Origin of the sequence: Candidatus Uabimicrobium amorphum (genome assembly GCF_009002475.1) — a bacterium.
GTDB lineage: Bacteria > Planctomycetota > Uabimicrobiia > Uabimicrobiales > Uabimicrobiaceae > Uabimicrobium > Uabimicrobium amorphum.
This window is the reverse complement of the sequence record NZ_AP019860.1, coordinates 1,733,409-1,748,284: the sequence shown is the minus strand read 5'-3', so window position 1 is coordinate 1,748,284 and position 14,876 is coordinate 1,733,409. Positions and strand designations below refer to the sequence as shown.

The following is a 14,876-nucleotide window of genomic DNA, read 5'->3' as shown; positions in this document are numbered from 1 at the left end:
TTTGCTTGTTACGAAATGAAGTTTGAAGGCGGCTCTATGCCGCCTTTGAACAAAATTAGCCGAGTTGTTTGCGCACTTCTGCACTAATGGCCTTACCATCGGCTCTACCCGCTGCTTTGGCAACAGCAGACTTCATCACTTGTCCCATTTGCTTCATGTCACTAGCCCCTACTTCGGAAATAGCTTCTTTTACAATTGCCGTTATTTCTTCGGCAGAAAGTTGTTTTGGCAAATACTCTTCGATGATAACAAGTTCGCGTTTCTCTTGGTCCGCAAGTTCTTGACGTTCAGCCTTTTCATATTGTTCTATCGCTTCTAAACGCTGTTTTTTCATGGTGTTTAAAAGCTTTAGTAGACCTTTTTCGTCTAGTTCTTTTGCCTTGTCAGAGGTTTCTTGTTTTACAATTTCGGTTTTCAGCATGCGTAGAGTTGCGACCTTATCTTGGTTTTTTTCGCGCATGGCTTGTTTTAAATCTTCGCTAATTTTACTGCGAACGTCACTCATTTTAACTTCCTTTATAATTGGGAATTTTTCCCAGCTAAAAACGTTAGAATTAAAGGAAAACTATTATACAAACACGGGATGCACTAGAAAATACTAAAGTATTTTTCGTCACATCCTACATAACGTTTAACCATTATTACTGTAGAAGGTTCGCAAAGCGGAAATAATTTCTTGCGAACCTTGCATAAAATGTTATACTTACAGTGAACATAAACGCAGCCAAAGTGAAAGAATCACAATGGTTTACTTAGGGGAGGATTTATGGAAAATAAACATAAACCTAAACAGAATTCTGACTCATCTGATGCGATTAACATGGATAGTTTTTTTGATATGCCATGTGCAGATGAAAAAGAACAGCAAGAAGATGCAATGGAAGCCTCTTCTGTAGAGTTGAACGGTGTTAGTAGTTTATTTGAAATTTCAAAAATCGATGAAGACACGGTCAATTGGGAAACTCTAGGAAGCTTCGTTCCTGTAGCACCTAAAGAGCAAGAAAAATCGCAAAAGCAGCTTATTAGCCAAGGCCTTCATGAAAGGCAGAAATTTGCGCAATACACAATTGTGGAACAAATCGGTGCGGGCGGTATGGGGCTTGTGTACAAAGCGATTGATAGTAAGTTAGATCGTGAAGTGGCCTTAAAAGTACTTTCTCATGCGCCGAGTGCTCACAGCAAAGAACTTTTACGTTTTCGCCAAGAAGCGAAGGCTATTGCTAAGTTGAATCATGAGAATATCGTCCAGTTATACGAAATAGGTAGCGAACCGCAACCTTATTTTGCTATGGAGTATGTCGAAGGTCAAACGCTAAAAACTCTTGGGAAAGAGCGAAAACTTTTTCCTCGTAAAACCGCTCTTTTAATAAAAATAATCGCGGAAGCCATTGACGAAGTACACAAACAAGGTGTTATTCATCGCGATATTAAACCTTCTAACATTATTGTGGACAAGAACAATAAGGTGAAGATACTCGATTTTGGTATTGCAAAATTGGTAAATCGCAATGATGATATTTCGCGAACAGGTGATTTACTTGGTACATTGATGTATATGTCTCCTGAGCAAGCAAATAATGAAGCCATTGACTTTAGAACAGACGTATACTCTCTAGGAGCTACCCTGTACGAACTTTTAGCAGGTAAAGCACCATTCGAGGGCGACTCTCATATGAGTGTCTATTACCAAATTTTACATCAAGATCCACAGTGCCCACGAAAAATTAATCCAAACGTTTCTGTTGAATTGTCAGCCATTGCTCTTAAGTGTTTGGAAAAGAATCCCGATAAGCGTTATCGCTACATGAGTGAGCTTGTCAAAGATTTAGATAATTATTTGCAAAATCGACCAATCTCAGCAAAACCTCCGACAAGAATGTCTGCAATGAACAAATTTGTCGAACGTAACAGAGCTTTCTGTGGCGTTATGGCAGGTGTTATGTGTATTGTTTTGGCTTTTATATCTGTTGCATACAGTATGCACAAAAAAATGCAACGTGAGCAAGAAATGCATGCAAAAAATACACAGCAAATTCAAAAAGATACGCAAAAACAGTTGGTTGCAAAAAATAACAAGATTGAAGAAGTTCTTGCGGAAAAAAATGAGTCCGTCGAAAAACAACTGCTTCTTAGTAAGAGAATTGAAAAGCAACAACAAAAAATTGCTGATTTAAAAACAATGGTAAAAAAAGCAAAAAGTGCAAGAAAACCTGTAAATAAAATCAGACAATTAAACAATGAACTCATTCAGGCAATTGAGCTAAAAAATGAGTTGATTAAAATTGCAAAGTTGCAGAAAAAAGAAGAAGATGCCAAAGTTGCCGTTGCGAAGAAAAAACGCAGTGAATTCGACGTGTCAGAAACAACTCCTGCGAAGAAAAATGTTGAAAAGACAGTAGAAGAAAACACTGCTGTAGCACAAAATACCGACGCAAAGGACAAATCTTCGCGAAGAACAAATGGTCGTCGCGTTACACCTGGGGATGGAAATAGTGGTACCCCGAGTACTCCAAATAATCCGAATAACCCCAATAATCCGAATAACCCCAATAATCCGAATAACCCCAATAATCCGAAGAAACCAAAAGAAAATCCATTGCTGGTAAGTAACGGTCAATTGAAAAACACATTGCCCACAGGAGGAAAGAACAACTTTCCAATAAAAGCAGAACTTACAAGTAGTGCTCTTTCTGCCAATGGTGAAAAGTTTTTACTGGGTTACAACAATGGAAACTTTGTGGTGGGAAATACGGAAACAACCAAAAGAAATACAATACGCCACGGAAGTAAAGTGGTGAGCTTGGCAATCAAAGATGACTTCGTACTTTCCGGAGCAGACGATGGTACTGTCAAATTGTGGGATATATCTAAAATAAAAGTACAGAAAAAAGGTAAAGTGGCTACATTAGCTTTAAGCCCTATTTTTACTTTAAATGCCCACTTTGATGCAATTGAATATGTCGCCTTTGATCCACAACTCAATGTATTTTATACCGGTAGCGAAAGTAAGCCTCTTTTGACATGGAATGTTGAGACAGGAGATTTACTAGACAATACTTTTAGCATGAACCCTGTTACTGCAAAACAAAGTATTGGTGAACAACAAGAATATGAATTCATCGACCATGAATTTGATTTTGCTAAAAAGCAACTTACTGTAGTTACATATGCTGATAGTGATGTGAGTATATGGCGCAGTCCTCTAGATGCTCAAAGCATCAAAAAAGTGGACAAGGTGAGAATTAGAACCAACGAACACAATATTTTTTCATGTGTTACTATTTGTTCTCGTACCAGCATGATCGCCATTGGAAACGAAGAAGGCAAGATTATGTTGCTACAAAATGGAACTTCTAGAGCTGCTGCTCTTGTAAAACACAATAGCAAGATTGTCGATATCGCATTTTCTGAAAAGGAAAATACGATTATATCTGCGAGTTTGGATGATATACAACTTTGGAAATACAATATACAAAAATAATTGTATACTTAGTTTCGACATCGACTTGTAAAATTTACAAAAAAGCCCTCATTTGAGGGCTTTTGTTTTTTATACAGGAAAAAAAACTATGGAGAAAAAAGAAACACTCGACGACAATTCTGCGACAAACATTGCTGAGGATCGTACAATTCTCGATGAAAAAGACATTACCGAGAATGCCACAGTAATGAGTGTGTCGACTCATTCTTCGACCGCAAAAGTGACAAAAAATTTGCAAGAAGGTCAAATGTTTGGCGATTATCGTATCGAAACACTACTTGGCCGTGGGGGAATGGGAGCTGTGTATAAGGCTTTCGATACAAAACTGCAGCGTTTTGTCGCTTTAAAACTTATTCTTTCGCAAAATCTTACGCAAACACAACTCCAAAGATTTTTTCAAGAAGCGCAGGCAACAGCTAAATTAGAGCACCCCAATATTGTGAAACTGTATTCTACGGGGGAAACACCACAACATCATTTAGTAATGGAGTACATTGATGGCGATACCCTGTCACGACAATACACGAAATCATATCGTGAAATCGCGGAACTATGCAGCCATATTTCTCAGGCCCTACATTTTGCGCATCAAAACGGTATTATTCATCGTGATATAAAGCCTTCTAATATCATGATTACCAAAGATGGTGTACCTAAAATTATGGATTTTGGCTTAGCAAAAATGACAGATATTGAACAGAGTTTATCCAATCCGGGAGCTATACTGGGAACTCTTGCATACATGCCTGTTGAGCAAGCAGAAGGACGAACCGTCGATAAGCGTAGCGATGTATATTCTCTTGGAGCGACGCTTTATGAATTATTGTGTAAACGTCCACCATTTGATGGCGAATCCCATTTGAATGTACTACATCAAATTTTTAATAATGACATCATCAGCCCTACGCAGCTCAATCCCGATATTCCTAGAGAACTAGAAGCCATTTGTTTGAAATGTTTAGAACGAAATCCGGAAAAACGTTATCAGAGTGCGCAACTACTCGCAGATGATTTACAAAACTACTTGCACCACCGTCCGACGATGGCAACACCGCCTAATATGATGACTTATGCAATAAAATTCGTTATGCGTCACAAAATTGCCGTATTACTTTTGAGCTTTGTTTTTTTCATTGTAAGTGCCGCAGGTACTTTCTCTTATTTTCAATGGCAAAAGGCCGAAGTGGAGCGTAAAAACGCGGAGGAACAACGAAAGAAAGCCGTTGCCGAGAGCAATAATGCGCAAGAACAACGCAAGAAAGCTGTCGCTGAACGCAAGAAAGCGGAAACGGAACGTAAGAATGCCGAACGTCAACGTCAAAAAGCCGATGCAGAGCGCAAAAATGCCAATTTGCATCTTGCGGAAATTGCCAAAGCTAAGGCCGAAGAAATAAAGAAATTGGCTATAAAAAACTCCAACAGTACTTTGTGGGCAGATATTGCTTTGTTGTGTGGAAGAGGGCTGGAGTTTATTGTGGATCAAAAACCACGTACAAAGAGGTTGCGAAAACAATTCAAAAAACTTATCCGTGAATCTATTATTAACTATGGTTTGGTTTGGCGAAAAAAGGGTGGATCTGTTGTAAAAGTTTTTGTTTATAACGAAACAATTATTTTATTTTACCATGATGGAACTGTGCAATATTGCCATTTGTATACGGGTGATATAATTTCAAAACACAAGCTGCAAAAGTGGGGGAAGTCCGTATGTTTTTCACCGATGAAAAATGGGCACATCGCCTTTTGTACACCACGCGAAATTGTTGTTTGGGATTATAAAGCCAAAAAAGTATTTTCGCAATTTACCCATAGTGCTTCGGTAAAGGATCTTGTAATCAGCGATCGTTTTATTGCAACTCATGATGGAGATTTGGTTCAAATATATACAAAAACAGGTGAGAAGATACAAGAGTTATCTTTACGTACAAAGGTACACATTAAAGGCAAAAATATACAAAAATTTTGCGATGATTTGGCCATTTCTTTCGCCGCGAGTGGCATTCTACGTTTTGATGTAAATGGGCATGCCGGAAATTTCTCTATAGACAACAACATGTTCTTTCCCGAAAAATATATAACGCAAACCAACAAAGTCAAACTGTTTGCAAATGATTCCCTAGTGACTATTTCACAGGATAAAGAACTAACGGTACGTAGTTTTGTACACGACAAATTGACACATTTAAAACCCGTACAACTTGACTCAGAATTCAAAATCAAATCAATCGATTTTGACGGCAAAACGTTGGTGGTGTTGGGGGAAGATGAAATTTACATGTGGAAGATAAAAAGAAAAAAACGAGAAATATCGCTGAGTCAGGTGCCATATGGTTCTCAACAAAAGATTCGGAATACAGTAGAAGAGCAGAGTAATTTGCTTGTTTCGCAGGAAGATAGGCAATATCAGCTGCAATTTTTCCGCAAATTAACATTACCTACGACATGTGTGGCTGTCAAAAATGGATTTTTGGTTTCAGCGGATGAGGGAGAGGTGAAGTTGTGGAGTTTAGAGAACGATTGGTACAAAAGAGCATCTAAGCACATGAAAGCGTCGCTGCCTGCGGAAATGCAAGAATCTAGCAAAGACGAAGAACCCGATATTTCTCTTTTTGATTATCGCACTGATCTAGCGCATGGGCATTACATTGAGAAACTATTAGAGAGCAATCCGTTGCAAGTGGTGAGAGAGATTTTTCAGCACGATATCAGCAAAACATTGACAAGTGAGCCAGCTGTCATTTCTTATGAAGTTCTGAAATAGGTATTCGTTTTTCGGTTGGTGTCCTCACCAACCGAAAAACGAGTGACATCACTGCAACACTTACGTTGAAATGATACGCCCCTTCAATACACGCTTTTGCGCATTTACTTCGACGATGATTGCCGGACATAATTGGCGCAATACCTTTTTCGGTGGTAAATCGGGGTGTTTTTGTATGATGTTTTTGGCAACATAACCCTGAATATTTTTCACATCGCTTCTTTTGGTAAAGTTTTTTATGGTGATGTTGTGCTTGCGTTTTATGATATTATGCCACTCTTGTAGACGTTTGCGTATCATATCGAAAAAGGAATGACCTTGGGGACGCTGATCATCGTGATACAAGCTCCAGAAACATTCTTCTACCAAAGAGTAGTGTGTGGCTATTTTGTAGTTGCTGGACTTTGTTTTGAGAAGACGTTCAAGTGTTTTTCTGCGCTTTTTGAGTTCCTCAATAGCGATATTGCGGTTGTTGTGCAGAGACATGGGCGTTTTATTTAAACTCTCAATTGCACACATCGTTTTTGGTTGAATACGCGCGTGAATGCACAGCAATTCTATCTCACCTAGTATACTACGCCAGCATGTCGGTAACTTTGCTGCAATATGTTTCTCAGGAAAGGGTACCGTTGTCGGTAAAATTACCGTTGACACGGGTGCAATATATTCTTTTCCATCTTTGGTCACTCCGGGAACAACAAGAATAATTTTTTTCACTTTGGCACGCAAAGAGTGACAGTAAATAATCTTGCCCACCGGTTTTTTCAAATACCCTCCTATTTCCGGATAAATTGTATATCCGTGTTTTTCAAGAGAGTCTTTCCACTTGCGCCAACATTCGTTAAATTTACTGAGATGCGCTTTATCTTCTTTACCTATACTTATACTTGTGACAATGTTGCTACGTATTGCCGCGGCATTTTTGACAAAGGCAACCACTTGTTTCGGTTGTGAAATGTCGAAATTTGCGGGTAGTTTGTGCCAGTGGTGTGTGTACTTATTCCACTGTTGCGTTACGTCAGTAAAGTTGAGTTTCTTTTGCGGTTTGGCGGTCTTAACTAATGGTTTTGCTGGCTTTTTTTGTGGTATAGACTTGTGTTCCTTTTGTAAAATTTCTTTGGAAGACGTTGGCTTTTTTATGTTTTGTTTTACGTTGTTTTGGCTAGTCTTCTGCGGGATAGTGGATTCTTTTTTGGGTAATTTTTTTGGCACTTTTTTTTGCGCCGTTTCTTCCTGGGAGCTTGGAGGCTGTTTCTTCGCAAGTGTTTTTTTCGGGGTATTTTTTTCCTGAGTTTTTTGAGGTTGCTTCTTCACAAGTTCTTTTTTCGGAGAGGTTGTTTCCTGAGAACTCTGTGGTGGTTTCTTCACAAGTTCTTTTTTCGGAGCTGTTTCCTGAGCTTTTTGAGGTTGCTTCTTGACAAGTTCTTTTTTCGGAGTTGTTTCCTGAGCTTTTTGAGGTTGCTTCTTTACAAGCTCTTTTTCCGATTTATTTTTCGCAACTTCATTATGAGATATTTGCGGTTTGTCGTTGTGTGCTTGCTGTTTTTGGGGACTGACGTTCTTCGGTTCCTCGTTTTTCGTGGCTTGATTGTCTTCTGAGTCAAGACCTGTCGGAATGTTACTTTGTTTTAAAGACCTTTTTGCTAAAACATCTTTTGCTACGTAATCTCGAACATCGAATTCTTCCTGCAAGGTTTCACCATGCGCATCGAATTCATCGTCTCCATCGTCTTGTACGTTAGGTGATGGCGGTGTGAAGTTCACCAACGTCTTATCATTACAATCATCCTCGGTTTGTTTGGGAGGAACAAAGTTGACCAAAGTTTCATCATAGGAATCTAATTGGGATTTATTTTTTTGTTCGGGAACATAGCTTAACAAAGTTTCGTTGTAGCAGTCGTCTTGTTCTTGAGACTGTTGTGGTAAGTTTTGTGGAGGAGCATCCGTTAAACTCTGTTGCAATGGACGTACAGCTTTGTTAATCGGCAAAATTGTTTCGGCAAATGGGTCCACTTGATCATCTGCTGGTGCTTGCATGGAAAAGTGTTCGAAATATTGGATGGCAACACGCAAGTCGGAACAAAATACTTTTTCATCGGTAAAACCTGCATAGCGAAGAATCGTTTGTATAGACGAATGCACGTTGAGTAATTTGATATCTCCACTATGTACCTTGGCGATGATTATATTTTCGAGGAATGCTTTTATCACAGGTGCCGAAATATGCTCCACACCTTCCATATCGCAAATAACTTTGTAGTTGTCGAGGTTGAATATGCTGCTAAAAGTTCCCTGCACTAAATCAATGGTATTTTCGTCTATAATACCTTGTAAAGTAATTAGCTTTGTGTCGTGCTCTACATCTCGAGTTTTTATTTTCATAAAAAAGAAGCTCCATGGAATTAAACTTATGGCAATACCCTGTCATTTTAGCAAGTTTGACGATAGATATTTCACTTTATGAGGGAGATTTATTTTCTATGGTTTGCAATGCTTCGATGATGTCGCGAAACATCGCCGTTATGTTGGGATAACGTTTTTCTATTTTTCTATGCATTGCCTTGCGGACAATACTTTGAAATTCAGAAGGAATATTTGGTACAAGTTTTTTCAACGGAGTTAGCTTGCGCGCGTTGATGTTTAAGATGAGAGACTCAATTCCTTCAATATCAAAAAAGGGAGGTTTGCCGCTCACCAAAAAATACATGATTGCTCCCAATGAATATATGTCAGCACGTTCATCTACTGAGGAAGCATCGTCTATCTGTTCTGGAGGAATGTAACGTACAGTTCCTATCATTTGATTGGCAAAAGTAATACTGTTGCCATACACTTTGATAACACCAAAATCGATAATCTTGATATTCTCTTTATTTTGTAACAATATGTTGCTTGGTTTTAAATCGCGATGAACGACACCTTGCTGATGGGTATAATGAAGTGCTTGGGCAATCTGTCCCGCTGTTCTTAGTGCTTGTACTGCGGTAAGACTTCCGTACTCTTTGATAAATTCTTCGAGAGAAATACCTTCTATGTATTCCATTGCGATAAGAGGACGACCTTTAAACATGCCAAATTCGTAAACTTTTACAATTTTAGGATGATCAAATTTACTGCATATCTGCACTTCTTGAATAAAACGTTTTAAAATATGTTTGTCAATGTCTTGGGCATGTAAAATTTTAAGAGCGACAACTTCATGAGTTGTAAAATTCTCCGCTTTGAAAACATCCCCTGTTGCGCCAGTTCCTAGGTGATCTAGTATGATGTAGTCTCCTATTTTACGTGGATCATCTTCAATGGCTTCTGGCATATCAAATTCATCTTCTTTGTCGGCAAAGTGCGTTTTGATAGGTTGATGCTCTTCTTCTGCACAGAATTCCATGCGTACGCTGCCTATGCGGATACAATCTTTTACAGACAAAGGATGATCATGAACGGCTTTATCATTCACAAATGTTTTTTCTTCACTTTCGAGGTTTTTGACAAAAAATCCATCGTTTTGTCTATATATTTGGCAGTGAAGTTCGGCAATCCCATCGTCACCTAGCTGCAAATTGCAGCCTTTTCCTTTTCCAATAGTTAGGCTGTTGGGTAAGGCAATACTAATACCAGCCATGGAACCAGCTGTGATCAAAATCTTGGCGATCATTAACGTTCTTTTCTTTTTAAGTTGTGAAACGTTTTGGTAACAGTTTGATAGAAACGCTTTATTTTTTGTTCCCTGGGCTTTTGCAAGTAATCGACGACCAATTGTAGAATAGCAGGCGGTACACTACGTTTTTGTTCTAGATATTCCTGCGGAGAAGAGTGTTGTATAGGTGATTCGCCGGTGAGTAAGAAAAAAAGTAAAGTACCTAGCACATACATGTCATCTTGTGCATCTTCAAGTGGCTTAGGGTAGTATTTCTGAACGGCAACATCAAGTGCATGTGTATCGTAACCACTTTGACGGAGGAAAGAAGCGCAAGATATGTCAAAAATCTTGGTTCTTTTTGTAAGTTCTTCGACAATAATATGATGTGGACACAGACAAATTCCTGAGATATGAAAACGATGTAGGTATTCAATACCGCTAGCAATGTAAGCGGCAATTTTTAATGATCGCGATAAAGATAGCCGTTGTTTTTTTTCCAACCACATCTCTAAAGTGCACCCTTGTATATATTCTGTGACGATGATCGGAACACCGTTTTCCTCAAAGATATCTAATGTTTTGATAATACGTGCACTATCAAGAGATTTGAAAAACTCGGTGCTTTTCGCAAATTTTTCAAAAGAGTTGGTGGAACTACTCACAGGCAATTTGCGTAATGCCACAATATCATAGCGTGTCTTGTGTTCTGCTTGGTAATTTTCGCCTTGACCAAAGTCATTTATTGTTTTTAGTAAACGATAGTTATAAATATATTCGACTTCTTCGGCAGGAAGATCATTTTCACTCCAAGTTTCCGTTATCTCCGAATTTAAGAGTTTTTTCTTCAGCGATTTGTCTTTGTCGACGGTAAACTCAATGGCAATTTCCGCATTTCCCAAACGTATGACGTCATTGTTATACAAGGTCGCCGAACTTGTTTTATTTCCATTTACATAGCTACCATTGGTACTACCTAAATCTACAAAGCGGCAACCTTCCCCTGAAACATCAATTTGGCAATGCATACTCGAAATTTTAGTGTCGTTCACAATGAGGTTACAACGTTTATTTCTGCCAATGATAATTTTATCATTTTCTTTGAATGTCAAGACAACTTCTTGATCGCTATTTTTCAAGATAAGTTTTCCCTGCATGGATTATTCTTTCTTTAACCGAGATAACACTTGGTAAATCGTCTTATACATATGTTGCGCAGAACGAAATCTATTTTCTTTATTTTTTGCCATAGCTTTACGTACGATTTTAATCACAATGGGAGGAATGTCAGTGACGATATTGGTAATAGGTACCGGTGGATTTTTGTATATGTGTTTTAGCAAAACACTTTTTTTATTGGTAACGACATCTGCATATGGTGGTACACCTGTTAGCATATGATACAACGTCGCACCTAAAGAATATACATCGGCACGAACATCGACACCTTTAGAGTCGCGAATTTGTTCAGGGGCCATATAACGCGGTGTTCCGATGACGTTGCGTTCCATGGTAAGATCTGTTTCCTCTAACATTTTTGCTAAACCAAGGTCGATGAGTTTTACTTGGTAGGTTCCTTCTTCGACGATGACATTTGCTGGTTTTAAATCGCGGTGTATGATATTGTGCTTATGGGCATACGCCAGAGCATGTGCAATGTGCCCGGCAATTTTAAGGGCATTTTTGTAATGCATTTTTCCATTTTTAGCGACCCATTTGTTTAGTGCATGCCCATTGATATATTCCATCGCAAAATAGTGACGGTTTTCGTGTTCATCTAGCTCAAAAACCTTGATGATTCTTGGATGATCAAGGGCTATAAGAGCACGCGCTTCGCGCAAAAATCTTTCGACCAACGTCTCACGCACACTGGACTTTTGGTTGAGTATTTTTATGGCAACTATTTCGTGTGGTTTGTGTAGAGGTGTGGCTTTGTACACCTCTCCAATACCACCTTGGCCAATTTTTTCGATAATACGATATTTACCTATGCGATCTTTGTCATTGAGATTTTCTTTTTTGGGCTCTTCATGAATTGCTTCCATTTCGGCCCAAGTGATGTCTTGTTCGGATTCATCGTCGATGTCATACTCAAATTGGAGTTTTATATCACCAACTTGTATTTCGTCTCCATTATATAGTTGGCGACTTCGTATCCGTGTGTTGTTTACATATGTACCATTGGTACTATTTAAATCGATAATATAAAAATAGTTACCAAATACTTCGATACAGCAATGATGTGAAGAAATTTTGCTGTCTTGTAGTTGTATAGTGCAGTCGTTTACACGGCCAATAGATGTTTTGGTTTTTGGGTCTAGAGAAAATTTGGCAGTGCCACCATCATTTTTTAGAGACAAATACGCTTGCATAAAAGCTTTATACCATCAAAATTTCCGGTTTTACCGCAATCGGTGGTGAATAAATCCGAATGACCATAAGTGGTTCTACACCACGAAAACGGTAGAACAAGAAAACCCCATGTGCTATTACAATTTTTCGACGAAATCCATTTTATGGTAACCTTTTTTTATGGTAATAACACCAGATAGGGGATTTACCTCAATAGTCGTTTCCTCATTCTGGTCATTACCAAGGTGAATTACATGTCCGGCCAAGACACCCAAAGGGGATATTTCTATTTCTACCCAGCCATCGCGATACTTACGGTCACCTGCCACATCAACATCTTTGTAGGAGACACCGCGGGTAAGAAATTTTTTTTCCAACGACTCAAATTTTTGTTTTTCGTTGGTGATATAAAGTTCGTAATAACCTTCACTTATGCTGTAACGTAACTTAGTTGGTTTTCCGCTCATCACTGCATGACTCATGCCTAAATTGACAATAGAGTAAATGCTACGTGTGGATGCTTCTAAACGCGACGATGGAGTTAATGAGTCCATGTTCATTGATACCAGAGCGAGCATGGAGCCCATGATGACCATTACAACCATAATTTCGATAAGTGTAAATCCCCGGTGGTTTTTTCTCATGAAAAAATCCTTATTTAATACATACAGAACGAACTTGTTGGAAGTTAGTCATGCCGGCAAAAGCTTTGATGAATCCATCCTGCTTTAGTGTTGTCATTCCATCTTCTATTGCTTGTAAACGTAAATTTTCCGCTTTAGCCTTTTCTTGAATGAGGGCCTTAATTTTATCGGTTCCTGTTAGTAGTTCGTGAATACCAAGTCGTCCACGGCAACCTGTGTCATGGCATTTGGAACATCCTTTACCTATGTGGTACACGGCCTCTTCTAAACTCGGTATCAAACCAGTGCCATATCCGACAATTTTATCAAATTGCTCTTCATCGAATTCTTTGCGGATGTTCATGTACATCTCTTCATCCATCGGGCTTTCGGTATGACACTTATCGCAAATACGTCGTGTGAGACGTTGGGCCATTACACCTAAAAGAGCGTCGGCAAAGTTAAATGGGTCAAGACCCATATCAATAAGACGTGTTACTGTTTCTGGAGCACTGTTGGTGTGAAGAGTACTAAAAACTAAGTGTCCTGTGAGTGATGCTTCGATTCCCATGGCTGCCGTTTCGTGGTCACGCATCTCCCCAATCATAATTACATCAGGGTCGGCACGTAAAAAGGCGCGCATCGCAGAAGCAAAGGTAAAACCAATTTTAGGCAGTACCTGGACTTGACGCAAGCCTCTTTGGGTAATTTCCACCGGATCTTCGGCGGTCCAAATTTTGCGTTCAGGTTCGTTGATAAAACCTAAAGCAGAGTGTAATGTTGTTGTTTTACCAGAACCGGTAGGTCCCACAACTAAAATTAAGCCGTAAGGGATTTTTACCATTTTTTTGAATTCGTCGAGATTTCGTTTTTGAAAACCCATCTTTTCAATAGGAATAGGTTTACTTGCTGCAAGAATACGCATGACCGCATCTTCGTTACCATTCACTGTGGGAATGGTGGCAACACGGAGTTCTATGTTGAGAGGACCATAATTACTGAATTGTATCTTTCCATCCTGTGGTAAACGTCGTTCAGCGATGTCGAGATTGCACATAATTTTGATACGCGTAATAAGGGCTCTTTTCAAAGCATTGGGTATTCTACGATATTCGCGGCATTCCCCATCAACACGAAAACGAATAATCGTTTCTTCTTTGCCGTGATATGGTTCTATGTGGATATCCGAAGCTCCTTCGTTAAAGGCATCTACAATGACGCGGTTTGCTAGGCGAATGATACCACCATCTACCGACTCTTGTACCTTTTCTTCTTCTTCCTTTGACTTGTCTTTTGCCTTTACCTCCGCTTCTTTGATCAGGAAATCAAAGTCTTCGCTGGACAATACGCTCATTTTTTCTTGGCTGACGCGTTTGGTTTCGGAAGTGTGCTCGTCTTTTTTAGCTTCTACTTTGTAGAATTCATTGATCTTGGTGTGAATATCTTGTAGTTTGGCCAATACAAAGGTAATTTTCTTTTGTGCGCGAATTTCAAGTGTTTCTTTCACCTCGCTGCTGAAGGGGTCGTTTACCGCTACAGTGAGACTATCACCGATGAGAGATAAAGGAATTGCTTGGTGTTTTCTTACGTCTTCTGCGGTTAAGAGTGATAAAACAGATTCATCAATGGTCTTGATCCTTTTGAGGTCTATTGGAGTCATATGCCCGTCAATGGCAATTAAATTGACAAGGCGATCTTCTGATATTACATCTTCTTCAATCAGTAGTTCCGCAAGGGTGACTTTGTTTTGCTTTGCCTTATTTAGATAATCGTCGATTTCATTCATGTTCATAAATTTGGTATTGATTAAAGCTCGACGTAACCTAAAATCAGAACTTGCATACTTCAAAGATGTTGTAGTTTGTGCCACGACACCTACCTCCTAAAGCTAAATATTACCTTGGTTTGACAACGATTCTTTGTTGGCTTCGTTGTCATGTGTAAAAGTTATTATGCGATCTTATATTACTTTATAAATACAGAGTACCTACATAGTTTTACAAATAGAGAGCTTACATTATACAA

Annotated in this window: 9 protein-coding genes; 2 read left to right on the top strand and 7 right to left on the bottom strand. The window is 39.0% G+C overall.

Translation table 11 applies throughout. The features are described from left to right. Window positions 1-55 precede the first annotated feature (55 nt). A complete protein-coding gene (locus UABAM_RS06155; RefSeq protein ID WP_151967127.1) occupies window positions 56-505 on the bottom strand; it encodes a GatB/YqeY domain-containing protein in 450 nt (149 codons plus the stop codon). Window positions 506-766: 261 nt separating this feature from the next. Here UABAM_RS06155 and UABAM_RS06150 point away from each other — a divergent pair, with 261 nt between their 5' ends. Next, a complete protein-coding gene (locus UABAM_RS06150) occupies window positions 767-3,481 on the top strand; it encodes a serine/threonine-protein kinase (protein WP_151967126.1) in 2,715 nt (904 codons plus the stop codon). Window positions 3,482-3,569: 88 nt separating this feature from the next. Further along, on the top strand, window positions 3,570-6,242 hold the full coding sequence (locus tag UABAM_RS06145) for a protein kinase domain-containing protein (protein WP_151967125.1): 2,673 nt from the start codon (window positions 3,570-3,572) through the stop codon (window positions 6,240-6,242). 60 nt (window positions 6,243-6,302) lie between these two features. Here UABAM_RS06145 and UABAM_RS06140 read toward each other — a convergent pair whose 3' ends face one another. The 6 genes from UABAM_RS06140 to UABAM_RS06115 form a co-directional block, all read right to left on the bottom strand. Further along, complete coding sequence (locus UABAM_RS06140) at window positions 6,303-8,624, bottom strand: STAS domain-containing protein (protein WP_151967124.1); 2,322 nt, start codon at window positions 8,622-8,624, stop codon at window positions 6,303-6,305. A 76-nt stretch (window positions 8,625-8,700) separates the two neighbouring features. Continuing rightward, window positions 8,701-9,894, bottom strand: a complete 1,194-nt coding sequence (locus UABAM_RS06135; RefSeq protein ID WP_151967123.1) for an FHA domain-containing serine/threonine-protein kinase — start codon at window positions 9,892-9,894, stop codon at window positions 8,701-8,703. Beyond that, the gene (locus UABAM_RS06130) at window positions 9,894-11,033 is read right to left on the bottom strand and encodes a serine/threonine-protein kinase (RefSeq protein WP_151967122.1); all 1,140 of its coding nucleotides are present in this window, start codon (window positions 11,031-11,033) and stop codon (window positions 9,894-9,896) included. Before UABAM_RS06130 ends, UABAM_RS06135 begins: the two co-directional genes overlap by 1 nt. 3 nt (window positions 11,034-11,036) lie before the next feature. Continuing rightward, window positions 11,037-12,248: an FHA domain-containing serine/threonine-protein kinase gene (locus UABAM_RS06125; protein ID WP_151967121.1), complete on the bottom strand. Its 1,212-nt coding sequence runs from the start codon at window positions 12,246-12,248 to the stop codon at window positions 11,037-11,039. A 117-nt stretch (window positions 12,249-12,365) separates the two neighbouring features. After that, window positions 12,366-12,872: a pilus assembly FimT family protein gene (locus UABAM_RS06120; RefSeq protein WP_151967120.1), complete on the bottom strand. Its 507-nt coding sequence runs from the start codon at window positions 12,870-12,872 to the stop codon at window positions 12,366-12,368. Window positions 12,873-12,882: 10 nt separating this feature from the next. Further along, window positions 12,883-14,721, bottom strand: a complete 1,839-nt coding sequence (locus tag UABAM_RS06115) for a GspE/PulE family protein (RefSeq protein WP_151967119.1) — start codon at window positions 14,719-14,721, stop codon at window positions 12,883-12,885. Between the last annotated feature and the right edge of the window lie 155 nt (window positions 14,722-14,876).

Coding starts and splice junctions, on each gene's coding strand:
- UABAM_RS06135 (WP_151967123.1), bottom strand. CDS start 9,894: ATGATCGCCAAGATTTTGATCACAGCTGGTTCCATGGCTGGTATTAGT.
- UABAM_RS06145 (WP_151967125.1), top strand. CDS start 3,570: ATGGAGAAAAAAGAAACACTCGACGACAATTCTGCGACAAACATTGCT.
- UABAM_RS06120 (WP_151967120.1), bottom strand. CDS start 12,872: ATGAGAAAAAACCACCGGGGATTTACACTTATCGAAATTATGGTTGTA.
- UABAM_RS06125 (WP_151967121.1), bottom strand. CDS start 12,248: ATGCAAGCGTATTTGTCTCTAAAAAATGATGGTGGCACTGCCAAATTT.
- UABAM_RS06150 (WP_151967126.1), top strand. CDS start 767: ATGGAAAATAAACATAAACCTAAACAGAATTCTGACTCATCTGATGCG.
- UABAM_RS06155 (WP_151967127.1), bottom strand. CDS start 505: ATGAGTGACGTTCGCAGTAAAATTAGCGAAGATTTAAAACAAGCCATG.
- UABAM_RS06140 (WP_151967124.1), bottom strand. CDS start 8,624: ATGAAAATAAAAACTCGAGATGTAGAGCACGACACAAAGCTAATTACT.
- UABAM_RS06130 (WP_151967122.1), bottom strand. CDS start 11,033: ATGCAGGGAAAACTTATCTTGAAAAATAGCGATCAAGAAGTTGTCTTG.